Source organism: Paraglaciecola hydrolytica, from assembly GCF_001565895.1.
Classification (GTDB): Bacteria; Pseudomonadota; Gammaproteobacteria; order Enterobacterales; family Alteromonadaceae; genus Paraglaciecola; species Paraglaciecola hydrolytica.
The window spans coordinates 389,525-412,947 of the sequence record NZ_LSNE01000005.1; the positions used below are offsets into that span (position 1 = coordinate 389,525).

At 42.7% G+C, this 23,423-nt stretch carries 23 protein-coding genes; 10 read left to right on the forward strand and 13 right to left on the reverse strand.

Going from position 1 to position 23,423, the window contains the following annotated elements; translation table 11 throughout:
• The 7 genes from AX660_RS09675 to xdhA all read right to left on the reverse strand — a co-directional run.
• On the reverse strand, positions 1-483 hold a 483-nt coding region (locus AX660_RS09675), incomplete at its 3' end, for a urate hydroxylase PuuD (RefSeq protein ID WP_162266417.1).
• Positions 484-497: 14 nt separating this feature from the next.
• The gene (guaD, locus tag AX660_RS09680) at positions 498-1,832 is read right to left on the reverse strand and encodes a guanine deaminase (RefSeq protein WP_068375969.1); all 1,335 of its coding nucleotides are present in this window, start codon (positions 1,830-1,832) and stop codon (positions 498-500) included.
• Positions 1,832-2,158, reverse strand: a complete 327-nt coding sequence (uraH, locus tag AX660_RS09685; RefSeq protein ID WP_068375970.1) for a hydroxyisourate hydrolase — start codon at positions 2,156-2,158, stop codon at positions 1,832-1,834. The genes guaD and uraH overlap by 1 nt, the downstream gene beginning before the upstream one ends.
• A 1-nt stretch (position 2,159) precedes the next feature.
• Positions 2,160-2,666: a 2-oxo-4-hydroxy-4-carboxy-5-ureidoimidazoline decarboxylase gene (gene uraD, locus AX660_RS09690; RefSeq protein WP_068375972.1), complete on the reverse strand. Its 507-nt coding sequence runs from the start codon at positions 2,664-2,666 to the stop codon at positions 2,160-2,162.
• 13 nt (positions 2,667-2,679) lie between these two features.
• The gene (gene xdhC / locus AX660_RS09695) at positions 2,680-3,573 is read right to left on the reverse strand and encodes a xanthine dehydrogenase accessory protein XdhC (RefSeq protein ID WP_068375974.1); all 894 of its coding nucleotides are present in this window, start codon (positions 3,571-3,573) and stop codon (positions 2,680-2,682) included.
• Positions 3,570-5,969, reverse strand: a complete 2,400-nt coding sequence (gene xdhB, locus AX660_RS09700) for a xanthine dehydrogenase molybdopterin binding subunit (protein WP_082768830.1) — start codon at positions 5,967-5,969, stop codon at positions 3,570-3,572. The genes xdhC and xdhB overlap by 4 nt, the downstream gene beginning before the upstream one ends.
• Entirely contained in the window at positions 5,962-7,449 is a 1,488-nt protein-coding gene (xdhA, locus tag AX660_RS09705) for a xanthine dehydrogenase small subunit (RefSeq protein ID WP_068377037.1), read from the reverse strand. The genes xdhB and xdhA overlap by 8 nt, the downstream gene beginning before the upstream one ends.
• A 198-nt stretch (positions 7,450-7,647) precedes the next feature.
• Between xdhA and AX660_RS09710 the strand changes: the two genes are divergently transcribed.
• The 5 genes from AX660_RS09710 to AX660_RS09730 all read left to right on the forward strand — a co-directional run bounded on the left by AX660_RS09710 (position 7,648) and on the right by AX660_RS09730 (position 13,581).
• Entirely contained in the window at positions 7,648-8,295 is a 648-nt protein-coding gene (locus AX660_RS09710) for a TetR/AcrR family transcriptional regulator (RefSeq protein ID WP_068375975.1), read from the forward strand.
• 40 nt (positions 8,296-8,335) lie between these two features.
• Entirely contained in the window at positions 8,336-9,241 is a 906-nt protein-coding gene (gene puuE / locus AX660_RS09715; protein ID WP_068375976.1) for an allantoinase PuuE, read from the forward strand.
• A gap of 344 nt (positions 9,242-9,585) precedes the next feature.
• Positions 9,586-10,500, forward strand: a complete 915-nt coding sequence (locus tag AX660_RS09720; protein ID WP_068375979.1) for a sugar phosphate isomerase/epimerase family protein — start codon at positions 9,586-9,588, stop codon at positions 10,498-10,500.
• Positions 10,501-10,569: 69 nt separating this feature from the next.
• Positions 10,570-11,565, forward strand: a complete 996-nt coding sequence (locus AX660_RS09725) for a WD40/YVTN/BNR-like repeat-containing protein (protein WP_235594707.1) — start codon at positions 10,570-10,572, stop codon at positions 11,563-11,565.
• 111 nt (positions 11,566-11,676) lie between these two features.
• Positions 11,677-13,581, forward strand: a complete 1,905-nt coding sequence (locus AX660_RS09730) for a putative bifunctional diguanylate cyclase/phosphodiesterase (RefSeq protein WP_082768831.1) — start codon at positions 11,677-11,679, stop codon at positions 13,579-13,581.
• Here AX660_RS09730 and AX660_RS09735 read toward each other — a convergent pair.
• Entirely contained in the window at positions 13,578-14,054 is a 477-nt protein-coding gene (locus tag AX660_RS09735; protein WP_068375983.1) for a YchJ family protein, read from the reverse strand. The genes AX660_RS09730 and AX660_RS09735 overlap by 4 nt on opposite strands.
• 120 nt (positions 14,055-14,174) lie before the next feature.
• Positions 14,175-14,585 carry a hypothetical protein gene (locus tag AX660_RS09740; RefSeq protein ID WP_068375985.1) on the reverse strand — a complete coding sequence of 137 codons (411 nt, stop codon included), beginning with the start codon at positions 14,583-14,585 and terminating at the stop codon, positions 14,175-14,177.
• A gap of 275 nt (positions 14,586-14,860) precedes the next feature.
• Between AX660_RS09740 and potA the strand changes: the two genes are divergently transcribed.
• The 4 genes from potA to AX660_RS09760 are packed head-to-tail and all read left to right on the forward strand — an operon-like array spanning position 14,861 to position 18,641.
• A complete protein-coding gene (potA, locus tag AX660_RS09745) occupies positions 14,861-15,967 on the forward strand; it encodes a spermidine/putrescine ABC transporter ATP-binding protein PotA (protein ID WP_068375987.1) in 1,107 nt (368 codons plus the stop codon).
• On the forward strand, positions 15,967-16,827 hold the full coding sequence (potB, locus tag AX660_RS09750) for a spermidine/putrescine ABC transporter permease PotB (RefSeq protein ID WP_068375989.1): 861 nt from the start codon (positions 15,967-15,969) through the stop codon (positions 16,825-16,827). Before potA ends, potB begins: the two co-directional genes overlap by 1 nt.
• A complete protein-coding gene (potC, locus tag AX660_RS09755; protein WP_068375991.1) occupies positions 16,814-17,593 on the forward strand; it encodes a spermidine/putrescine ABC transporter permease PotC in 780 nt (259 codons plus the stop codon). The genes potB and potC overlap by 14 nt, the downstream gene beginning before the upstream one ends.
• Positions 17,594-17,606: 13 nt before the next feature.
• Positions 17,607-18,641 (forward strand): extracellular solute-binding protein, encoded by a 1,035-nt coding sequence (locus AX660_RS09760; protein WP_068375993.1) that lies wholly within the window; start codon positions 17,607-17,609, stop codon positions 18,639-18,641.
• Positions 18,642-18,733: 92 nt separating this feature from the next.
• On the opposite strand, the gene msrQ is transcribed toward AX660_RS09760, so the two are convergent.
• Together msrQ and msrP are read right to left on the reverse strand one after the other, a co-directional pair.
• Positions 18,734-19,375, reverse strand: a complete 642-nt coding sequence (msrQ, locus tag AX660_RS09765; protein ID WP_068375995.1) for a protein-methionine-sulfoxide reductase heme-binding subunit MsrQ — start codon at positions 19,373-19,375, stop codon at positions 18,734-18,736.
• A 35-nt stretch (positions 19,376-19,410) separates the two neighbouring features.
• Positions 19,411-20,415, reverse strand: a complete 1,005-nt coding sequence (gene msrP / locus AX660_RS09770) for a protein-methionine-sulfoxide reductase catalytic subunit MsrP (RefSeq protein ID WP_068375997.1) — start codon at positions 20,413-20,415, stop codon at positions 19,411-19,413.
• A 402-nt stretch (positions 20,416-20,817) separates the two neighbouring features.
• Here msrP and AX660_RS09775 point away from each other — a divergent pair, with 402 nt between their 5' ends.
• Complete coding sequence (locus tag AX660_RS09775) at positions 20,818-21,363, forward strand: hypothetical protein (RefSeq protein ID WP_068375999.1); 546 nt, start codon at positions 20,818-20,820, stop codon at positions 21,361-21,363.
• Between the two features lie 54 nt (positions 21,364-21,417).
• On the opposite strand, the gene AX660_RS09780 is transcribed toward AX660_RS09775, so the two are convergent.
• The gene (locus AX660_RS09780; protein WP_068376001.1) at positions 21,418-22,761 is read right to left on the reverse strand and encodes an anti-phage deoxyguanosine triphosphatase; all 1,344 of its coding nucleotides are present in this window, start codon (positions 22,759-22,761) and stop codon (positions 21,418-21,420) included.
• A 49-nt stretch (positions 22,762-22,810) separates the two neighbouring features.
• Positions 22,811-23,422: a 5'-deoxynucleotidase gene (gene yfbR / locus AX660_RS09785; RefSeq protein ID WP_082768832.1), complete on the reverse strand. Its 612-nt coding sequence runs from the start codon at positions 23,420-23,422 to the stop codon at positions 22,811-22,813.
• Position 23,423 lies beyond the last annotated feature (1 nt).

Consider the following 23,423-nt stretch of genomic DNA (forward strand, 5'->3'; position numbering starts at 1 on the left):
GGCAAGGGTAATTAGAGCCAGTAGAAACAAGCCAAACAACATAGGATAACGGCCTAATGGGCTACGGCAGGCGCCTTCGTATATCGCCAAACCACCAAAAATCAACAGCAAGCCACGGGTGATCGCTTCACTAACACTGAGCTCCAGCACGTTGTTATCAATCAAATAGATTGCTGCGCCGTGATAATAAATCAAGCCAAGCAAAAAGAATCCGCTGATCCAAGTGGTGTAGGCTTCCCATTTAAACCAATGGAGTTTTTCGGGTATTTGTTGGGGGCCATACGCGTATTTGGCCACTTCGTAAAAGCCGCCGCCGTGTACCGCCCATAAATCCCCTTTAATGCCTTGCTGCTTTTTATGCTCTGGCGGTGAGCGTAAATTGTTATCTAGCCAGATAAAATAAAACGATGCACCTATCCACGCCACGCCAGCAATGACATGAAACCAACGAACAAATAAACTGATCCAATCAAACCAGGGCATGATATTTCCTTCTTCTAGTTATGTTGCCTAGCGGCTTGGTAAACGGGCTTACCCGCAATATAGGTTGCTACCGTTGCGCGGTCGTCACCTAAAATACTTAAAGCAAAAATCAAATCTTGTGGGCTGTTGTGGTGTTTAAATCTTAGCTCGGTGAGCTCATCAAACAACGGATCGAGGATCACAAAGTCTGCATCGCTGCCCGGATTTAAGTTACCAATTTGCTGTTCTAAGCCTAAACCCACAGCTGCACCTTGGGTCATTAAATACAAACCATGCATGGGATCAAGCTGATTACCGCGTAATTGACAAACTTTGTAGGCCTCACCAAGGGTTTTGAGCATACTAAAACTAGTACCGCCACCCACGTCTGTTGCTAACATCACGGGAATGTTATGTTGCTCAGCTTGAGCCAAGTTAAACAAACCACTACCTAAAAATAAGTTAGAGGTAGGGCAAAAGGCGATACTTGCGCCGCGCTCGGCGAGGCACTGCCATTCGTCTTTTTCAAGATGAATGGCATGACCAAACACCGCACCTTGGCGCACTAAGCCAAAATGATCATAGACATCTAAATAATGTTTATGTTTAGGGTAGAGGGATTTTACCCACGCAATCTCGTTATGGTTTTCACTTAAGTGGCTTTGAATAAATACACTGGGATATTGCTGAGCTAACTCACCCAAAACTGCCAGTTGTGCCTCTGAACTGGTAGGTGCAAAGCGAGGAGTGATCACATAATGCAGGCGGTCTTTACCATGCCAAGTTTTGATTAATTCAGCGCTGTCACGCTGGGCTGTTTGTGGAGAATCTTGTAACCAGTCGGGGCAGTTTCTGTCCATACAAACTTTGCCGGCCATCAATAACATATTGTGTTTTTGTGCAGCTTCAAACAAAGCATCTGCAGCACATTTATGCACTGACGAATAGACCATGGCCGAGGTCGTCCCGTGGCGATAAAGTTGACGTAAAAACACATCGGCCATGGCTCGGGCATAGGTGTAATCGGCAAACTTGTTTTCAGTGGGAAAAGTGTAATCTGTCAGCCAATCGAGCAGCTGTTCGCCAAAGCTAGCAAGCATTTCTGTCTGGGGAAAGTGCATATGGCTGTCAATAAAACCCGGTAACAGTAATTTGCCACTGTAGTCTTGTATATCTAGCTTATCATATTGATTTATATTGTTTTTATAATCTCCGGTAAATATGACTTTCCCGTCACGCGTAACCAATAATCCATCCTCAAAGTAACAATAATCATCTTTAGGGGAAGTTGTGGCCTTAGCAAAATGCAGTATTTTTGCACGGTAGCCTTTGAGCCCAATTAAAGGATTGTGTTGAACATCAACTAACATCAACTACCCCGGTAACTGCTAAAACCATAAGGCGAAATCAGCAGCGGCACATGGTAGTGGCCACCGTTTTCGATTAACTCGAAATGAATATCCACATAGGGATAAAAGGCTGCCTGATGATGACTCATTAGGTAGTCTTTGGTATGAAAACGTAGCTGATAAATGCCTGCAGTAAATACCGTATCTTGCCATTGATTACAGCGACCATCGTCATTGGTGCTGGCTTCAATAGTCTTGCCTTGTGGGGTAAAGAGGGTGAGCGGCATGTTAGACGCAGGTTTACCCAGTGTGGTGTCTAATACATGGCTAGAAAGACTGATACTCATGTTAGTCCTGTAATCCTTTGTTAATGCGTAATTGGGTGATCTTTAACTGCTCTGCCGCGGCTAATGCAATTTCAGTGGCAGTGTCATTGACTATTCTGCTTTGTAAGGCGTTTAACATGGTTTGAGCGCTTAGGCCGGTGGCACAGATAATAAAAATAAAACCATGTTTATCCAGATAGTCATGATTCAGTTTATGGAGTGTTTGTAGTGTGGCTTCGTCGGCAATGCTAGCACCTTGTTGCTCATTGCTGGCTAGATTTTTAGTGGCAGCATATTTGGCTCGTAAAGTAGCAACATCACCTATCATCGGATGACCTTCAAAGGCTTCAAGATAATCACTTTCTTTACATTGCTGCCATGCGGTTTGACTGTGGTCGAGCAGACTGGCTAAGTCTTTGTAAGGCATAGATTCAACCATTAACTCACACCAATAAGCCGCTACACAGCATTGGCTAAACCAGGTAAAAGCCTCATCGTTATTCATTTTATTAAGGTCATTCAGAGTCATCTTTTGTTCTCTGTTAATTTTTACTGTTTAGCGCGGTGACAAGTTGCTGATTTGTGCGCCACTGTTGTTTTTGTTCAACTTGAGTTGTTTTAGGCGCACTTAAGTACTGCATTAATTGTGCTGCAATAGAAACTGCGACGTTAATAGGCTCTTTACCCGGAACTGTCAGTAAACCCACTGGGCTGATTAAACGCTCAATGGTAGCGGATGCAACACCTTGATGGGCGAGCTTGGTGCAAAAACGTCGAGCTTTAGTCGCTGAACCTATCATGCCCACATAAGCACAATCTGGACGGGCTAATGCGGCATCAACCAAGGCAAAATCCAGTTGATGATTATGGGTCATGATTAAAACCCAACTCTGTGCGGGCAGTTTTTTAAGACTGTCAACAGGCTCGTCGCTGACTACACACTTAACATTCGAGGGCAGTTTATTGTGTTGTAAGGCTTGCTCAAACATGGCCTGACGTTCATCTATCCACTGAATCTGCAGGGGTAATTGGGCCAATATTGGGATCAAAGCTTGGGCCACATGGCCTGCACCAAATACTGCAATATGTTGGGTATGGCTTACAAAAACTTCAAACAGCACGTTGGTGGCACCACCGCAACATTGAGCTAATTTGCTCGAAAGGGGATAGTGCTCGACGGTTTGCTGGTTTTGCTTGTTGTTTGGCTGCTTTGATAAACAGGCCGCAACGAGTAACTCTCGGGCACGTTGGGTCACAATATGCTCGAGATTACCACCGCCTATGGTGTCATAGGTACTGTCATCACAGACCAGCATTTTAGTGCCGCCATCACGAGGAGTAGAGCCCGCTGTAGCAAGTAAAGTCACTAATACATAACTCTGACCTTGTTGTTGGCATTGATGCAGGGCATCAAACCACGTGCGGGCTTTGCTCATGCCTTTTGCTCCGCTGATTCAACCTGGCGCTCCGCTGATTCAAAGTGGCGCTCAGCAGTTTTAACCCGGTAATCCATTGCTTGCTGTACCGCCCAAAATACTTTTTCTGGCGTAGCAGGAACAGGCAACTGTGGATCAAGTTGGTAGTCAGTAATGCTCGATATGGCATCTTTAAGGGCACACCATACTGAGTTAGCCAACATAAAGGGTGGTTCACCCACAGCTTTGGAATGGTAAATACTGTCTTCGTCATTGGCTCGTGGATAAAGCGCCACGTTAAAAATTGCCGGTGTATCACCAATCGCTGGGATCTTATAGGTCGCAGGATTATTGCTGATCAACTTGCCTTGTTTATCCCACAATAATTCTTCGCTGGTTAACCAGCCCATGCCCTGGATAAATCCTCCTTCAATCTGCCCAATATCAATAGCAGGATTAATACTCGTACCCACATCATGTAGAATATCCACACGATCAACTTTGTATTCGCCGGTTAGGGTATCGATAGACACTTCAGAACAACTGGCGCCATAAGCAAAATAAAAGAAGGGGCGGCCCTTACCGGTTGTGCGGTCGTAATAGATTTTTGGGGTTTTATAGAACCCTGTGGCGCTTAGCGAAATCCGCGCAAAATAGGCTTGCTGAATTAAGTCTACAAAGGCAATGCTGTTGTCGCCACAGTTAACTTGTTGCCCTGCAAACTCAACCGTTGTGGGATCGGCGTTAAATTGCTGGGCATAAAGTTCTGCCAAACGTTGTTTAATGGTGATACAAGCATTTTGCGCCGCTTTACCGTTTAAGTCGGTGCCGCTCGATGCCGCTGTGGGTGAAGTATTAGGTACTTTATCTGTGCGGGTAGAGGTGACTTCTATCCAACTTAAAGGCACGCCAAATTCGTTAGCCACGATTTGACCAATTTTGGTGTGCAAACCTTGGCCCATTTCCGTACCACCGTGGTTTATTTGCATACTGCCATCGGTATAAACATGTAACAAAGCACCGGCTTGGTTTAGATGTTGGGCGGTAAACGAGATGCCAAATTTAACGGGCGTGAGGGCCAAACCTTTTTTGATGATGGGGCTAGTGGCATTAAATTGTGTGATCGCCTCACGTCTGGCCCAGTAATCACTGGAAGTTGTTAGTTTATCGAGAATGTCTTTCGTTAAATTGTGCTCGATTACCATGCCATAAGGCGTGGTATTACGCTGTTTGTCGTCATAGAGATTACGTAAACGCACTGTCAGTGGGTCTTCTCTCAGTTTACGGGCAATAGCGTCTAACATGGCTTCAGCCACTATCATGCCTTGTGGGCCGCCAAAACCGCGATAGGCCGTATGGGATACTTGATTAGTGCGGCAACGATGACCTTCAATATAACAATCAGCTAAATAATAGGTATTGTCACAATGGAACATGGCGCGATCGACAATGGCGTCAGACAAATCTGGTGAGTGACCGCAGTTACCATTAATTTCTACATGAGTGGCTTGGATCACACCGAGCTTATCAAAACCTACTGTATAACGATTTTCAAAAGGATGACGTTTGCCGGTGGCTTGCATGTCTTGCATACGGGGTAAACGTAGTTTAACCGCGACTTTATTGCGACTAGCCAGTAAAGCGGCAAGACAGGCCCATTGGGCGGCTTGGGTTTCTTTTCCGCCAAAACCGCCACCCATACGGCGCATATCCACCACGACTTTATGTAATTTTATGCCCAGTACTTCGGCAATGAGTTTTTGCACCTCGCTAGGGTGCTGGCTTGAGGTATAAACCAACATGCGATCTTGTTCTTCTGGGATCGCTAGTGAAACTTGACCTTCGAGATACAAATGTTCTTGACCACCAATGATTAACTCGCCAGATACTTGATGTTGGCTTTGTTGATAGTGAGTAGCAAAATCACCTTGGCGGATAAAGTGAGGTGGGCGTACATAATTATCTTGGGCTTTGGCATCGGCGATGGTTAAACAAGCTGCACTTGCATCAATAATGATTTTTGCCTTAAGTGCCGCCTGTCGAGCGAGGTTCACGCTAGTGGCTAACACTGCGAATATCGGCTGGCCATTGAATAAAATTTCTTTATGAGCTAGTACAGGATCCCCTTTAAATACTGGGCCTATGTCGATATGGCCGGGCACATCTTCAACGGTGATGACGTCAATTACGCCTTCGCTACTGCGTACAGCGCTGAGATCTACCGAGGTAATAATTCCACTACTGACTTGGCTTAAACCCACTGCTGCATGATGAAAATTGGCTGGCTCGGGCATGTCGTCTACATAACGAGCTTGCCCACTAACCTGACGATCGGCACTTTCATGTTTATGGCTTTTACCGGCGATTTGAGCACTAGGTAATTGAGTATTGGCACTGCTGGCGATTAGTTTACGCATGATCTGCCTCCACATTAAGTGTTGGGATCTGAACTACTCGTGTCGCTATGATCTGACTGTGGCTATTAGTTTGTAGCCAAAACCTGCGCCATAAACTGACTAACATGGCTTGGCGATATTCTTTACTGGCACGCACATCATCAATAGGCTGAAATGACTGACTCAATAAGGTTTTACCTAACTCAAAAGTGGCAGCGTCAGACCAATTATGCGCTTTGAGCAAAGTATCTAGGTCAATACTCACAGGCGTTGCAGCCACACCACCAAAACCACAGCTTAGGCTGACAACTTTGTTGTTATTTAACTCAAGATTAAATACCGCACACACGGCGGAAATGTCATCTTCCATGCGTTTAGACACTTTGTATGCTTGTAAGTGGCTATTGTTCTTTAAAAAGGGCAGGAAGATCCCTTCAATCCATTCACCTTGTTGCATTGCTGTCTTACGATAATCGAGGAAAAATTCGTTAGCTTTAACACTGCGCCGAGTATGCCCGTTATCTAGCTCAATCGTGGCATTCAGGGCTAATAATACTGGCGGCATATCGCCAATTGGCGAAGCATTGGCCACGTTACCACCAAGACTCGCTTGATTTCGCACGGGGTGAGAAGCAAAACGGCTGAACAACTCACTCAAGGTTGGAAAATATTGCAACAAGCTAGCTTCGATATCGCTTAAGGGCAGGGCGGCACCAATCATAAGGCCATGGTCTTGCACTTTGAGTTGCTTCAGCTCCGTAACGTTACTAAGAGAAATTAAACGCTCAAATTGTTTTAGTTGCTGGGTCACTTGCAAGGCTAAATCTGTACTGCCGGCAAATAAAGGGGCGGTAGGATATGCTTTGATCGCCGCAGCTAATGAGGATCTGTTTGTTGGCGTTAATAAGTGACTATCATCATTTTCGTTTATTGTTAGGCTTTGTAATTGCTCAATGGTCTGTTGTTCATTGTGGCTAAAGTGATCTATTTGTTTATTTTTTTTATTCGCGCAGGCATGCAGAGTGGCGTCAATAATGGGCCGATAACCAGTGCAGCGGCATAAATTACCTGACAGAGCATGTTCGACCACAGGGCGATTAACGTCGATGTCCTGATGATATAAGGCAAACATTGACATGATAAAACCTGGGGTACAAAAGCCACACTGTGAGCCATGATGGTCCACCATACTTTGTTGCACAGGGTGGAGTTTGTCGCCTTTGGCTAGATGTTCAACGCTAATTAACTGTTTACCCTGCAAGGCAGACATAAAGGTAATACAGCTATTGATAGCGCGGTAATGCAGTTTTGCCGGTTTGTTGTTGCCAGTAGTTTCACTTACTTCAGCCAGTACCACGGTACAAGCACCACAATCGCCAGAGGCGCAACCTTCTTTGCTACCGCATAGTTGTTTATCTTCGCGCAAGTAATTAAGCACCGTAAGATCGGCTTGAGTGGGGCTGAATTCAATAAGTTTGTCGTTTAGTAAAAAACGTAACATGGTGCCTCGACGAATTTGCATTTAAATCATGATTGCTATTATCACGATAGATTAATTCAATTACAATCAAAAACCAGACCACTTGGTCAAGAGTGGGGTTGTTATTGCTTTTTCTTACATAATTGATGCACAGTCACTATGTAAAATAGACAAATTAAGCACCAGTGAACAGATAAGCTTTTAATGATTGGAAATAAAATGAAGCAAAAGGAATACCTAAAGGACGATACGATAGGAGCGCTTAATCGCCATAAAATTTTGGCGGCCGCTGAGCAGGAGTTTGCGCTCAATGGCTTTGCTGGTACGCGTGTTCAGCAAATTGCTGATCGTGCACAGTTACCTAAAACCAATGTGCTATATTATTTCAAAAGTAAAGAAGGACTTTATTTAGCCTTGCTTGAGGATATTCTAAGTTTATGGAACGGCCAGTTTGATGAAGCAACGGCAGAAGATGACCCAGCAACCGTATTAGCTAACTATATTCGCGATAAGATGGAGATTTCTCGTACTCGTCCAGACGCATCCAAAATCTTTGCTCTAGAAATAATCAATGGTGCACCAAACCTGAGCAGCTTTTTTAAGGACCAACACGCGAGTTGGATGAAGGACAGAGTAAATGTTATTCAACAATGGATAGATGCGGGTAAACTAGCGGTAAAAGATCCATACTATCTATTGTTTAATATTTGGGCGACATCCCAACATTACGCTGATTTTTCGGCACAAATCACCGGACTCAGAGGAAAACCTATGGGATCCGAAGATTATGCGGATGCTACGCAAAATTTAGTTGAACTTATTCTAGTGGGCTGTGGGCTAAAGGTTCCAGATGTTAATAATAGCTGACGAGTTTATTAGCCATAACATTAAAAATTAAAGGGAAATTATGAGTCATGCATATCCTCGGGATTTGATCGGTTACGGTCAATATCCACCTCACCCTCAATGGCCTAATCAGGCTAAAATCGCTGTGCAGTTTGTGCTTAATTATGAAGAAGGCGGTGAAAACTGCGTACTGCATGGTGATGAACAATCAGAAGTGTTCCTGTCTGAGATCATTGGTGCACAAGCCTATCCAGACCGTCATATGAGCATGGAGTCCATGTACGAATATGGTAGTCGCGCCGGCTTTTGGCGTTTACATCGTTTGTTCGAGCTCTACAAACTGCCCATCACTGTATTTGGTGTGACCATGGCGTTGCAACGTAACCCAGAAGCCGTAGCTGCCATGCAAAGTGCCAATTGGGAAATTGCCAGTCACGCGATGCGCTGGATCCATTTTCAAGACATGCCTGAAGCGCAAGAACGTAAGATGATCAACGCCTCCATGCAGTTGCATCAAGCTATAACTGGCAGTAAACCTGTTGGTTGGTATACCGGACGAACCAGCCCCAATACATTGAAGTTGCTGGCCGAAAGAGACGATATTCTGTATTGCGCCGACTCTTACGCCGACGATTTACCCTATTTCGATACTCAGTATGAAAAGCCCCTATTGATGGTGCCCTATACCTTAGATACCAACGATATGCGTTTTGCTACGCCCCAAGGTTTTAATAGTGGTGAGCAGTTTTACCAGTATTTAAAAGATGCCTTTGATGTGCTTTATCGAGAAGGTGATGAGGCACCAAAAATGTTATCCATAGGTTTGCATTGCCGTATTATCGGCCGCCCAGCCCGTATGGCCGCTTTGCAACGTTTTATCGAATATGTGCAAAGCCATGACAAAGTCTGGTGCTGTACCCGCGAGCAAATAGCCAGTCATTGGCAAGACCATTTTCCACATAAATAAAGATATATACCCAAACAACCTGACGATGCAGGATTCAGTGGGAATTAAATCCGTTTTAGACAAGGCGAATGCTTGAAGGTCTAGTGGGCTAAATCGAAAGCATTTAACGCGGTATAAAACGGATTTAAACCCACCGGCACTGCGCTTCTGAGGGAGCTTACTTCGGTGTTGAACTAATTTGAAAGGGTAATGCCATTCCTACATCAGTTCGCCTAGAACTAAGCTCCCTCAGAAACGCTGAAACTCGTATCGTCAGGTTGCTTGGGTATATACCCAAACCACTTGGGAATAACCTAAAGCTCAAGCTAAGTCTTGAGCTTTTTTAATTAAGAGACTTTAACACCATGAATAGAAGAGATTTCCTACAAAATACCGGTATTGTCGCGGCTGCATCGGTTTTATTAAGTAAGTCAGCGGTTTCAATGGCGAGTACTAAAAATTATAAAATGGGTTTACAACTTTTCACGGTTCGTGACGAGATGGCTAAAGATCCCATTGCAACCCTAAAAAAAGTAAAGGCCATGGGCTATCAAGATTTTGAACTGTACGGTTTTGATAACGAACAAGACAGTTATTATGGCTTTAAATCTAGCCAATTCAAAACGATCCTTGATGACCTAGAATTGAGTGCATCAAGTTGTCACTATGGTTTTTCACCCTATTTAGAGCGCTCAGAAAGCGCCTTAGTACGTTTTGTCGATCAATGTATAAGAGGCGCTCAGGCCTTAAATTCACCTTATATAACTTGGCCGTGGATTGCGCCAGAACAACGAACCTTAGATAATTTTAAACGTATGGCGGGCATGCTTAATAAGATTGGCGAGCAAGTTGCTAAAGCGGGGCTTGGTTTCGCCTATCATAATCATGGCTTTGAATTTGAAGAGCACGCTAAGGTTGGCGGCAAAAGTGGTCAAAAAGGTTTCGATATTTTAATAAGTGAAACCGATCCAGCCTTGGTTAAGTTACAAATGGATATGTATTGGGTAATGCATTCGGCCAATACCACACCCAAAAAACTGGTTGAACAACATCCAGGCAGATTTGTAATGTGGCATATTAAAGATATGGATAGTCTAAGCAGAGATTATACCGAGCTCGGTAATGGTTCGATTAATTACCTTAATATACTGCCTGATCCTGCTAAGTCTGGTCTTGAATACTATTACATCGAACAGGGTGGAAATTTTGCACATAGTTCGCTAGAAAGTGTGGCAAGCAGTGCGGCGTATTTTCAAACACAGCTTAAAACACTCATTTGAGTACTTATTGAAAATGCTAGCCGTACAAGTCTTAAACTCAATAATAAGCCCCCAATAATGATCAAAATAATGTTATTTACCATAAGTTTAACTGCTTGTTTAAGCTGCGTGGCAGGCACAGTTAAAGTACTTGATCCTAATATCAGTTTTCAGACCGTACATCGATTAGGCACAGATATTTGGGCAAGTGGCACTCATGGTGCTATTTACCACAGTAAAGATAATGGCCTGAATTGGCAAAAAGTGAAGGGGCCTGTAAACACAGAGCAACTGCAATTTCGTGATATTCATGCTTTTGCTGATGGAACAGTGACTATCATGAGCGCCGGTGAAGGTGGCGACTCGCGCATATATCGCAGAGATAACACTACGCAAAACTGGAGTTTGCAGGTCCAAGGAGAGCAGCCTGAGACTTTTTTCGATTGCCTGCATTTTAGTGATAAGCAACATGGCTGGTTATATGGAGACTCTGATAAACAAGGGCTGTTTGTATTACAAACTCAAGATGGCGGCGTACATTGGCAACGCCAGACTTTACCTTTATCAGCACAAACGGGTGAGGGGGGTTTTGCCTCTAGTGGTACGTGTTTAAATCAAGGTCAAAATGCTCAAATCTATATCGGCACCGGCAATACCAACGGGCCGCGAGTACTTAATTATAAAGATGGTGAATGGCATAGCATCGAAACGCCTATTAGCGGCGGAGAAGCAGCAGGAATCTTTTCTGTACAACAAGCAGACGAAAATCTGTATATCTTTGGTGGCAGTTTAAAAACTGAAAACAATGCAGCGCAAGCTTTTCAATACAATTTAGCTACAAGAGAGTGGTTGGCTATGCCCGTAGTGCCATTAAAAGGTGCTATTTATGGCTCAGCACTGTTGCACGTTAGAGGTGAGTTAAAGATCCTAATAGCAAATCCACAAGGTGTCGCAGTATTGAACCAAGGCCAAGCTAGTTGGCAAATATTGAGTGATAACAATATCTGGAGTCTGGCCTGTGATCCTGAGTTTGCTTGTATTGGGGTAGGTAAAGAGGGGGTGGTGGAGCTGTTTAGTTTTCGCTAATCGTCATAATTATCTGTAAAAAAGTCGTTAGTTGGGGGCGTGAATGTTGTTCATTTGGTTTTTTACTGTTTAAGCGTTAAAGTAAATTACTACTATGACAAAGGGTAGTTGATGGCCTTAAACAACAAAACTCAAATTGCTGCATGGCAAGACGTTACAGAAAAAGATGTTTTTAGCCAACTGCGTCGTCATCGGCTGATGCAGATTTGTGGGGTAATTGCACTCGGGTTGTTGGTTACGTTGTTGGTGGCAAGAGGTATTACTTTTACTATTTTTAGTGTGGGTCTTGGCTTCTTAATACTGGCGTTGGGTTTAGCGTTTAAGCACAAAATATCATCATCAGCCTATATTTTATTAGGCTCTATGACATCCATGTTATTTGCACTTGCGTTGACTGGTGCAGGCCTATTTGATTTAGCCATTCTTGGATATCCTGCACTCATCATTTTTGCTGCTATTCTAGGTGGTGTTGGTTTATTTTTGTCTGTTCTACTGTTGGTAATTACTCAGTGTTTTTTTGTCGCTTGGCTGACACTGCAAGGTTTTGTCACTCCCCACCTTCCAACTATAAGCTGGTCACATCTGGTATTTATACTGGTTATTTTAATAGTAACAGGGTTTAGTGTTTATATATTGGTCCATGATATTAAGCGTCTGATGCTGTCATTGCAGCGTGAAAATGCCAAAGTACAACACAGCCGCTCAGAAATTCAACATCTAGCACATCACGACATTCTCACCAATTTACCTAACCGTTTTTATGGCGAAGAGTTGTTTACTCAATCTTTAGCCGTTTGTTTGGAAAAACAACAGAATCTGGCACTTTTATTTATAGATTTAGATAACTTTAAACCCGTCAACGATGTACTAGGGCATGCCGCTGGAGACCAATTATTAGAGAAGCTCGCCTTACGATTAAGTGCTGTATTAGCGCCCGACCACTATCTTATTCGTTTTGGCGGTGATGAGTTTCTATTGCTTGCGCCGTTTACAAATAACCGCTCTCAATTAGACCTCTTAGCTAAAACCTTGATACAGCAGTGTTCGTTTGAATTCGAAATACTGCAAAATCGCGTTGTCATTTCTGCCTCGTTAGGTATAGCTTGCGCGCCTAAAGATGGTACAAACTTCAAAAATCTTTGTCGCAAAGCTGACATCGCGATGTATAAAGCTAAACAAGATGGACGTAATACCTACCATTATTACGATGAGAGTTTAGATAAAGTCAGTGATGATAAATTTAAATTATTGCAATTATTACGTCCGGCGATTAAAGAAAAGCAATTCAAACTTTACTATCAGCCCATGGTAAGCCTGAATACAGGTGAAATTACCATCATTGAAGCACTGTTACGATGGCCACAACCTAATGGCAACATGATCGGTCCAGATCTGTTTATTCCACTGGCTGAAAGTAGCGGCCTGATCAATGACTTAGGTAAGTGGGTGCTTCAACAGGCCTGTATTTATTGCGCTGAGCAACGGCGCTCAGGTACTAGCAATTTGCGTATTGCTGTCAATTTATCAGTAATACAATTCAAAGATGGCAACCTATACAACACCGTTGAAGCGGCGTTGCATACTGCAGGTTTACCTCCGGCAGCACTTGAGTTAGAGCTAACTGAGTCATTTCTTATGGATGAAAGAGAGCAAATACAAAAACAACTCAAAGCACTGAGCGAACTGGGGATCACCATAGCTATTGATGATTTTGGAACGGGTTATTCAAACCTTGGATACCTGCGTAATTTTAATGCGACCACCCTTAAAATAGATCGTTCTTTTATTACCTCGTTATGCAGCGATGAACATGACGAACAGCTCGTAAAAGCCATCATTAATATGGCTGCGAGTCTAGGTTTGAAAACGGTAGCTGAAGGCATAGAAGACGAGGCAACCCTTAACAAGCTGATTGCACTTGGTTGCGATATTGGTCAGGGATATTATTGGTCAAAACCCATCCCTGGGGATGGTTTATCTGAGCTATTGCGTATGCATCAACCACAAAAGAGCTAAGCGCAGCATTTTTTATATTTTTTACCACTACCGCATAAACACAGATCATTGCGTTGTTGCATGTAAGGGCCAGAATCTTTATGTATTAGGCCTGTGGTGTAATACCACCGGCCATTTTCGCTGATAAAATCGGACGTTTCGTGCATCACAAAAAATTGTTGTTCTGCTTGATAATAGGCGCTGAATTCAACCTTAGCATTTAAACCTGCATGTGATGCACCATGCACTACCAGCCTAAGCCATTTTGTGCCAACAGCACTTTGCTCTAGATCTGCATGCGATAAGGTTTGGCGTTGCTCAGGGCCGTAAGTCGCTAAGATATAGGCATAATCTTCAACGACATAAGCACTAAAACGTGAGCGCATTAAGGCTTCGGCATTGGCTGCTGTTTGTTTGCCAACCAATAGTAACTGACAACATTGCTCAAAGGTTAAAGGTTTGCCACAAGGACAGGGTAGAACATTAGGCTGCATGGTGGACTTCAATTATTTTCTACTTAACGAGTCACATTCTAAACAAGCCTGACATTTTACAACAGCATCTTAAGTTTTATTCTAACTAGGCCTTATTCGTAACCCATGGCTTGCCGTATTTTACCAAGGCCCTTTAAGTACCTGACCTGCTTTAACATTGGGTAAGAGGTTAATCAAGGTAACATTATAAACTGCACACAAGTGCTGAATACGTCTGTGGCTTATTTCATCAATGCTTAACTGCTCAACAAATAATAATGAACATTGGCCACTGGTAATGATTTTTTCTAACCAGTCTTTTAGTACTGTCGTTTGTGGTTTTGGCAAGGTGATAACAAAATCCGCTTTTTCGCTAAAACTAATGGTATTAGCCAGTACATAAGTCCATTTCTGTTTTGTATTGCTTTGTGAGTTTTGCTCAAAGCGAGGCGCAACTAATTGTTGTACTACTTGTTGTTTTAGCTGTTGCGCAACTTTTTGCATAGGCGCAGAACGTAGAGCTTGAACGGGAAGTGCATGTAAGTTTGCCATAACAGTACCTTTTCATGATGATATATACAGTGGTTGGGCATACAGTAGTACTGTATATATAAACATGCAAGCGTTTTTTTGTTTGTTTATTTATTAAGCTAAAGAAAGTGTGTTAATACATTTTTCAAAGTTAGTACAACAAAGTTAAATGGGATGGTGGCAGGGCATGAAAAAATGTTTATTATGCCGAATTGAAGTAACAGGCTGCATTACATCGTATTGCCAGCACACAAGGTTCTTTGTGACCAACGTTATTAGAAGGGAGTTGCCTGTTCATGAGCGATAAGTCGGTTTTGCTTGCGTTTAACAACGTATCCAAACGCTTTGATTCGTCAGACATTCTGGTGGATTTTAATTTAGACATTTACGACGGCGAGTTTTTCACCATTCTTGGCCCATCGGGCTGTGGTAAAACCACGGTACTACGTCTTATCGCTGGTTTTGAGCGTACTAACGACGGGGTCATTACTATTGATGGTAAGGCCGTTAACGATATTCCGGCCGAGCAGCGTCCGGTTAATACCGTCTTTCAGAGTTATGCACTGTTTCCCCATATGAATGTGGAACAGAACATTGCCTTTGGTCTTAAGATGACAGGTGTGCCTAAAGCTGAAATTCAGCAACGGGTCACAGAAGCCCTTGAGCTGGTTAAACTCAGTGGTTTTGAAAAACGTTCTCCTAGCCAATTATCTGGTGGTCAAAAACAACGTGTTGCCATTGCCCGTGCGGTCGTGATGCGCCCTCGTTTGTTATTATTGGATGAGTCTTTATCGGCGCTCGATCACAAACTACGCCAGCAGATGCAGATGGAACTAAAACAAATGCAGCGGCGTTTGGGTATTACCTTTGTTTATGTTACCCATGATCAAGAAGAAGCTTTGTCCATGTCGGATCGCATCTTGGTGATGAACAATGGCCAAGCTCAGCAAATAGGTACACCCCGAGAGATCTACGAACAACCTTCTAACTTGTTTATCGCGCGTTTTATCGGTGAAATTAACGTATTTGACGGCACAGTTATCGAGAAAGTGAATGAGTTTTCTTATTTGGTTGATATTGGCGGAGTCAGTAAAAAAGTACGTTGTGATCAACGTTTACAAGAAAATGATCCTGTGCATGTGATGGTGCGGCCAGAAGACTTACGTATCGAATATCTCGAAGACAAACCCCAAGGCCGCAGTGGTTTTATGGGCATAGTCGTCGAGCGCAGTTATACCGGTCAGACTCTTGATTCGCTGATAGATTTAGGCGAGGGCAGGATGATCCAATCCAGTGAGTTTTTTAACGAAGATGATCCTGATTTTGACTACAGCATCCGCCAAAAAGTATGGGTAGACTGGGTTGAAGGTTGGGAACACGTGATTAAAAAGAGCGCCATCTGATGCTGAGTTTTCGTCGCTTAGTGATTATTCTGACCTTGAGTTGGATGGCTATTATGGTGGTGGTGCCACATTTTTTGGTTCTGCTCACCAGCTTTTTTACGCCAGATAGTCAGCACCTTGCGGTATGGCCCTTAACCCTTGATGGCTATAGTAAAGTATTTCAGGCCATCTACATTGATGTCTTTCTGAGTAGTTTGTGGTTATCAGCCATTGCTACTCTGATCTGTTTGTTATTGGGTTTTCCCTTTGCCTTTATTTTGTCTAAGTTCAGTCCCACCACGCGCAACATCCTGTTAGTGGTAATGATGTTGCCGTTTTGGACCAACAGTCTCATTCGTACTTATGCAATCAAAATAATCTTGGGCAAAAAAGGCTTAATAAATACCGGCTTGTTAGGCGCAGGTATTATCGATGAACCACTGAACATGCTCTATACCGATTTTGCGGTGATCTTCGGTTTGGTTTACATCCTATTGCCCTTTATGGTCCTGCCGCTGATATCAAGTTTTGAAAAACTATCTAGCGAGTTGATTGAAGCGGCCAAAGACTTACGCGCCAGTGCTTGGCAACGGCTGCGTTATATCTATATCCCTTTAACGTCACCGGGCATTGTGGCTGGATGTTTGATCGTGTTTTTACCGGCAATGGGCATGTTTTATGTGGCAGACATTCTTGGTGGGGCCACCAGTTTGTTATTAGGTAATGTGATTAAAAACCAGTTTTTGGTAGTCAGAGACTGGCCCTTTGGTTCGGCCTTTAGTGTGAGTTTGATCATCATCATGGGTTTAATGCTGTTGCTGTATTACAAAGCCAATCGCTACGTGCAAAGGCAAGGGGGCTTAGACGATGAAAGCCTTTAGGATCATTTTTATCAGCCTTATTCTTGTATTTTTGTATGCTCCCATAGCGGTATTGGTGGGTAACTCGTTTAACAGTTCTAAATATGGGCAAAAATGGGGCGGTTTTACCCTTAAGTGGTACGAAAAACTTCTTGAGAATGACTCTCTGATGACGGCCTTCGGCCATTCGTTGTTGGTGGCCGTATTGGCGGCAACTACCGCCGTAGTGGTCGGAACCTTAATGACCTTAGCCATTTACCGCTACCGCTTTCCTTTGAAAAAAACCACCAGCTCGGCATTGTTTATTTTAATGATGTCGCCCGATATTGTGCTGGCCATCACCTTTTTGGTGCTTTTTATGGCCCTAGGTGTGAGTTTAGGTTTTTGGACCTTACTGTTGGCCCACACTACTTTTTGTTTGCCCTTTGTAGTGATCACGGTTTACGCCCAATTAAAAGGCTTTAATCCCTATTTGTTTGAAGCCGCCAAAGACTTATGTGCCAGTGAATGGCAGATCTTTACACGCATAGTCTTACCGCTGTTATTACCGGCCATTGCGGCATCTTGGTTACTGAGTTTTACCTTAAGCTTGGATGACGTCATCATTAGTTCATTTGTGACGGGCCCCGAATATGAAGTGCTTCCAATTCGCGTATTTTCCATGGTAAAAGTAGGCGTTTCACCTGAAGTCAATGTATTGGCAACCTTATTGCTAGTGGTATCAACCATATCTATTGCGATATTTGTGCTTTTAACTAAAAACAAGCAACTCAACAAAAGTAACTAAACGGAAATCTATCATGAAGCACATCAAATTCATCGCCTTAAGTTTAGCGACCCTGATCGCTACCCAAGCTTTTGCGGCTAAACAAGTGGTGGTATACAACTGGAGTGAATATATCCCTGAAGCCGTGGTTGAAAAGTTCACTGAAGAAACGGGTATAAAAGTGATTTATTCAACTTATGAAAGCAACGAAGTCATGTATTCCAAGTTGCAGTTGCAAAAAAATAGCGGCTACGACGTGATAGTGCCTTCGGCTTATTATGTTTCTAAAATGGCCAAAGAAAAGATGTTGCTGCCTTTGGATAAAAGCAAAATAAGTCATTTTAAGCAGTTAAATCCCACTTTGTTAAACAAAGAGTTTGATCCCGATAATCAATACAGTGCACCTTATTTATGGGGCTCTACAGGCATTGGTGTTAATAGTAGCGAGATTGATCCGGCCACTATCACCAGTTGGAAACAGCTATTTGATAAAAAATACGCTAAACAACTTTTAGTGACCGACGATCTACGCGAAGTATTTCATATCGCGTTGGTGCTTAACGGTCATTCACCCAACACCACTAAGCCAGAAGAAATCAAACAAGCTTACGAACTACTCAAAACCTTGATGCCCAATGTATTGACCTTTAACTCAGATGCACCTCGTGAGCCTTTTTTAGCCGGTGACGTTAGCTTAGGTATGATTTGGAGTGGCGAAGCGGTCATGGCGCAAGAAGAAGAGCCCGCCATTCAATACATTTATCCTTCAGAGGGGGCAATATTTTGGGTAGACAGTTTTGCCATACCCGCCGGAGCCAAAAACGTTGATGAAGCCCATGCCTTCATCGATTTTATGTTACGTGCGGATAACGCGGCGGCTTGTGTTGAAGAAATCGGTTATGCCACCGCCAATAAAGATGCATTAGAGTTGGTGGAAGAAGACACGCGCAATAACCCGGCAATCTTCCCATCAGAAGAAATCATCAAAGCCGGTTATTTCCAAAATGACGTGGGTGATGCAGTAAGCATCTACAACCAATATTGGGAATTGTTGAAAGTCGGTAATTAGTTTTTTGCCGGCATTCTTTTATAAGGTAGAAGGGCCGACCTACAACGATATGAATTATTTTCTAGTGTAGGTAGGGTTTCAGCCCGTCAGATTTAGGAAGTGCTTTTAGACGCTTGCCCTTGTCTCTTTCTCTTTTGCCACCACTGCTTTAATTTATCTTTACGCTGGCTCAATAAAATCAGCGACATTGCCCAATAAATCAAGGGTTCAGTGATATCCGATTTAACCGACCAGATAAAATGCAAAGCCACCAGCAATACCGCCAGATACACCCAGTTATGCAGTTTTTGCCACTTAGTTTTAAGTTTGCGCTGTATTGTTTTGGTCGAGGTTAGTGCCAATGCGGTCAATATTAGTAAAGCCGCAAAACCAACAGTGATATAAGGGCGTTTAATGATTTCACTGAGCAACAAAGTCCAATTGAGTTGTAATTCAAAAAATATATAAACTAAAAAATGGCAAAGGGCGTAGGCAAAAGCATATAAACCCAGTAAACGTCGCACATTGATCAGCAAAGCTTGGCGGAGTTGTTTGGCTAAAGGGCTGACCAACAAAGACAGCAACAATAGATTAAAGGCGCTGATGCCGGTGAAATGCAACAAGGCTTTGACAGGATCGGCACTTAGTTGATCAATGGATGCCAAATAAAAGGTATATAGTAAGGGGATAAAAGCCGCCAAATGAATGACGACCTTGAGGGCGATAATATATTTGTGGTTTAACCTGAATGCCAACAGCGCTCTTCTCTTTTTAGTGTTAAAGCTAAGTTTTAATAGTTTCTGCGTAGATCTAAATTTTTATATAAAGGCGCCACTTCGTCATAGCCATTAAACATTTGAGTCGGAATGCGGCTTTGATTAAACAAGCCCCCAGTAGTGATGCGTCGTTCACTAGCTTGGGTCCAGCGTGGATGATCAACTTCAGGGTTCACGTTGGCATAAAAGCCATATTCGTTAGCGCCCAATAAATTCCAGGTAGTGGGTGGTTTTTTATCGGTCAGCTTAATACGAGTGATGGATTTAATGCTTTTAAAACCATATTTCCAAGGGACTACCAAACGGATTGGTGCGCCATTTTGTGGAGGTAGGGTCTTACCGTATAAACCAACAGCCATAAAGGCGAGGGGATGCATGGCTTCATCAATGCGTAATCCTTCCACATAGGGGTAATCGATGCCCCCTCCGCTAAAACGGCTGCGCTGGCCGGGCATTTGTTTAGGATCATAAAGGGTTTCAAAGGCCACATACTTAGCGCCACTTAAGGGCTGAGCTTGTTTAATTAAGTCTGCCAGCGAAAACCCTATCCACGGGATCACCATTGACCAGGCTTCAACACAGCGTAGGCGATAAATTCGTTCCTCTAAGGCCAGTTTTTTAAATAAATCGTCGTAGCCCAAAGTAATGGGTTTTTCGACCATACCATCAATAGTTAAATGCCAAGGATCAACTTTAAAACCCTGAGCATTGGCAACGGGATCGGACTTTCCTGTGCCAAATTCATAAAAGTTGTTGTAGTTAATGACCTTATCTTCAGGTGTATAAATGTCGTCAGTTACATAATGTTTAGCGGGCGAATAATCCAGTGCTGAGGTAGCAAAAACGGTCTTTTCATCATCACCAAATAAATTAAAAGCAGAGGCTTTGCTGGTGTGTAATAAGGACGCCGCGCCCATAAAACCCAAAGACTTTATGATAGCCCGCCGTTGATGATAGATTTTTTCATCAGTCACCTGATTTTCTTTACAAGCACTAGGGGCGGGGATTTTTATTAACATGTTATTGATCCAGTTAAACTTTGTCTTAATTTGATAGACAGGCTAAAAGCCTAATTACTTTCCTGCTAGATTATTTTTCTTATAATTAATGAAGAGAATACCGCGTGTTGTTTATTGATAGTAAGGTTTTTACCATTTGGATCAGTTTGTTACTCGAACGCGGGCAATTGACTTAAAAATCAAATAGCTGCAAAGTGCTGATATTAGTAAATAATTTGTCTTGCAAGTTTAAAATTATTTAAGGTTGAACGAGTAATAGTTATATCAAATGGAAACACTGTGAGTACTTGTTATCTATGTGAACAATTAGCTACTTCAAAAGAGCATGTTCCCCCTAAATGAATCTTTGCAGGAGATAAGCGTGCTGCTGAGGCTTTTAGATTCAGAAAAAATTTAATAAAAGTGCCGTCTTGTGAATTACATAATTCTGCAAAATCAGATGATGATGAATATTTAAGGTTTGTGTTAACGACGACTATCTTTGAAAATGCATATAAAAACAAACTTTTTGAAACCAAAGTCATTCGTGCCATTGATCGTAAACCTCATGTATATACTGAGTTTATCAGTAATTTAGAACCTATTATTGTTCGTGATGTTAATGGTAATTTTTCTGAAACAGCTGCATATAAAGTCGATCTAAATCGATTTAATTCAGCTATTCACCACATCGCATGTGGCATATATTTTTTTCATACGTCACGAAAATGGTTTAGGAAATCAGTAATTATAAATAACGCGATGATGAATTTTTCTGAACAAGCGATAGAAATAAACGGAAAAAATCAGAAACTATGTAACGAAATATCGAGCAAGTTCAATACAATAGAAGCCTTAGGTGATAACCCTGAAATCTTCCAGTACAAAATTCAGTCAAACAATAATGACCAACACGCAATATTCATGATTTTTTATGGTGCAATAGAAATAACAGCAGTGTTGTTATAATTACAAAAACAATCAAGTTTGGCTTGATTCGTTTTTCACAAATTGCTAAAACCGTCAAAACAAACTCTTATCCAAACCCGCCTGTCCTGAGGGTAAAAACAAACTGCTGTATAAACGTGAGGCAAAACCGTCTGTCATGCCGGAGATATAATCCGAGATCACTCGTTGACCATTATTTTCTGTTAGCGCAGATTTATAACGTTGGCGGGTGTTTTCGGGTAATAAACGAATAGGATCAGAGGAAAAAGCTTCAAACAATTCCATCACTATTTGCTGGCCTTTGTATTCGAGTAGTTGGATATCGGGTTTAAGGATCACGCGATTAAATACATACCTTTTAAACACACTTAAGGCTTGTTGATACAGGGGTGGGAATACCGCGTTGTATTTCAACAAACTCTCATCAAAGGCTGGTTCAAGATCTTCAATTTCGATACAGGTTATAAAACTGTTTACCAAGGCGCCGATGGCGTCTTTACGCTCATGATGTTCATGGCTGAACAGTTTTGCCGACAGTGGCATGATGTTTTTACTTAACCAAATATCACCCAAAGCCGCGATAGGCTCAGCGACTTCTTGCATAAACTGCGATTGAGTGACGATACCCATAACTATTGCATCTTCGAGGTCATGAATACCGTAAGCAATGTCGTCGGCTAGCTCCATGATTGAGCAATCAAAGGATTTATACTGGGTTTTACTGTGACCAGACACTGTTGGCTTAAACGACATAAACAGGCTTTTATCTTGTGCACTTAAAGGCGCGAGTAACCAGTCAAACATCTTGGAGTCACACAGATACAATCCCTTAGGTGGGTGCCACTGGGATGCTTGTATTTGGCGGTGACTTAGAGTTTGGGATATTGGCTCTAGCACTTTTTTATGTTTTAGCACATCAATGTAATTGGGGTATTTGATCAAACCTAGCAAAGTACGGCGGCTTAAGTTCATGCCTGAATCTGCAGTATAGGGTTCGAGCTTGGTTACTATTCGAAAGGTTTGGCCATTACCTTCAAAACCGCCTTGTTCGCGCATTTTGTAGTTTAAAGCCACTTCACCACCATGACCAAAAGGCGGGTGGCCGATATCGTGAGATAAACACAGTGCTTCGATTAAGGTATCGTTTAAACCCAGCTCAAGGGTGAGGTCTGGAAACTTAGAGCGTAGCTGGGCGGCAATGCCTTGACCGATTTGCGAGGCTTCGAGGGAGTGGGTGAGGCGAGTACGATAAAAATCACTTATGCCTACACCTAATACTTGGGTTTTGGCTTGTAAACGACGAAAGGCGGCAGAGTGTAGTATTCGTGCTTTGTCTCGTTGAAATGGCGTACGGTGATCACCCTCACGTTGGGAACTTTGTTGTTGTACTCTTTCTAACCACGCCTGATTATCTGCCAAGGTAATTTCCTGTATTAATTTCTTTTAGAACATCCTAACTTAGCCTAGTTTAATGCTCTTCTTGTGTTATCTCATCGAGACTTAAACTAAAACTCGGCACATAGGCCTTCATAAAATAATTCACTTCGTCTGAACGGTAATCTTTGAGGATTTTATCTAAACGTTTTTTAGCCAAACCAAATTCTTTATTGCCAGCAGAAAGCTCTTCAAGGGTTTTTAAATAAGCACAAATCACATCAGCGGCTTTGACGATAAAGGCTTCGTCGTGGCTGTGTTGATGATGATCGATCAAAGCCGCGTAATCATCTTTAAATGCAGTTGGGGCCATGTTGATCAGCTTTTGTTCGGCTAGTTGTTCAATCTTTTTGTATTCATCGCGGATCACTGGATTAGAGTATTTCACTGGTGTAGGTAAATCGCCGGTGATGACTTCAGATACATCATGAAACATAGCGATGGTGGCAATTTTGTTTGAATCTAATTGCCCGCCAAAATACTTATTGCGGATCAAGGCTAAAGAGTGAGCCACCATGGCCACTTGTAAGCTGTGCTCTTGTACGTTTTCGGTACGTATGTTGCGCATCAGTGGCCAACGGTTGATGAGTTTCATACGCGATAAATGGGCGAAAAAATGACTTTTTTCTGGGTGACTACTATCCATT

Bases quoted from the DNA above. Each gene is read 5' to 3' on its own strand.
- guaD (WP_068375969.1), bottom strand. From the start codon at position 1,832: ATGTTAGTTGATGTTCAACACAATCCTTTAATTGGGCTCAAAGGCTAC.
- uraH (WP_068375970.1), bottom strand. From the start codon at position 2,158: ATGAGTATCAGTCTTTCTAGCCATGTATTAGACACCACACTGGGTAAA.
- uraD (WP_068375972.1), bottom strand. From the start codon at position 2,666: ATGACTCTGAATGACCTTAATAAAATGAATAACGATGAGGCTTTTACC.
- xdhC (WP_068375974.1), bottom strand. From the start codon at position 3,573: ATGAGCAAAGCCCGCACGTGGTTTGATGCCCTGCATCAATGCCAACAA.
- xdhB (WP_082768830.1), bottom strand. From the start codon at position 5,969: ATGCGTAAACTAATCGCCAGCAGTGCCAATACTCAATTACCTAGTGCT.
- xdhA (WP_068377037.1), bottom strand. From the start codon at position 7,449: ATGTTACGTTTTTTACTAAACGACAAACTTATTGAATTCAGCCCCACT.
- AX660_RS09710 (WP_068375975.1), top strand. From the start codon at position 7,648: ATGAAGCAAAAGGAATACCTAAAGGACGATACGATAGGAGCGCTTAAT.
- puuE (WP_068375976.1), top strand. From the start codon at position 8,336: ATGAGTCATGCATATCCTCGGGATTTGATCGGTTACGGTCAATATCCA.
- AX660_RS09720 (WP_068375979.1), top strand. From the start codon at position 9,586: ATGAATAGAAGAGATTTCCTACAAAATACCGGTATTGTCGCGGCTGCA.
- AX660_RS09725 (WP_235594707.1), top strand. From the start codon at position 10,570: ATGTTATTTACCATAAGTTTAACTGCTTGTTTAAGCTGCGTGGCAGGC.
- AX660_RS09730 (WP_082768831.1), top strand. From the start codon at position 11,677: ATGGCCTTAAACAACAAAACTCAAATTGCTGCATGGCAAGACGTTACA.
- AX660_RS09735 (WP_068375983.1), bottom strand. From the start codon at position 14,054: ATGCAGCCTAATGTTCTACCCTGTCCTTGTGGCAAACCTTTAACCTTT.
- AX660_RS09740 (WP_068375985.1), bottom strand. From the start codon at position 14,585: ATGGCAAACTTACATGCACTTCCCGTTCAAGCTCTACGTTCTGCGCCT.
- potA (WP_068375987.1), top strand. From the start codon at position 14,861: ATGAGCGATAAGTCGGTTTTGCTTGCGTTTAACAACGTATCCAAACGC.
- potB (WP_068375989.1), top strand. From the start codon at position 15,967: ATGCTGAGTTTTCGTCGCTTAGTGATTATTCTGACCTTGAGTTGGATG.
- potC (WP_068375991.1), top strand. From the start codon at position 16,814: ATGAAAGCCTTTAGGATCATTTTTATCAGCCTTATTCTTGTATTTTTG.
- AX660_RS09760 (WP_068375993.1), top strand. From the start codon at position 17,607: ATGAAGCACATCAAATTCATCGCCTTAAGTTTAGCGACCCTGATCGCT.
- msrP (WP_068375997.1), bottom strand. From the start codon at position 20,415: ATGTTAATAAAAATCCCCGCCCCTAGTGCTTGTAAAGAAAATCAGGTG.
- yfbR (WP_082768832.1), bottom strand. From the start codon at position 23,422: ATGGATAGTAGTCACCCAGAAAAAAGTCATTTTTTCGCCCATTTATCG.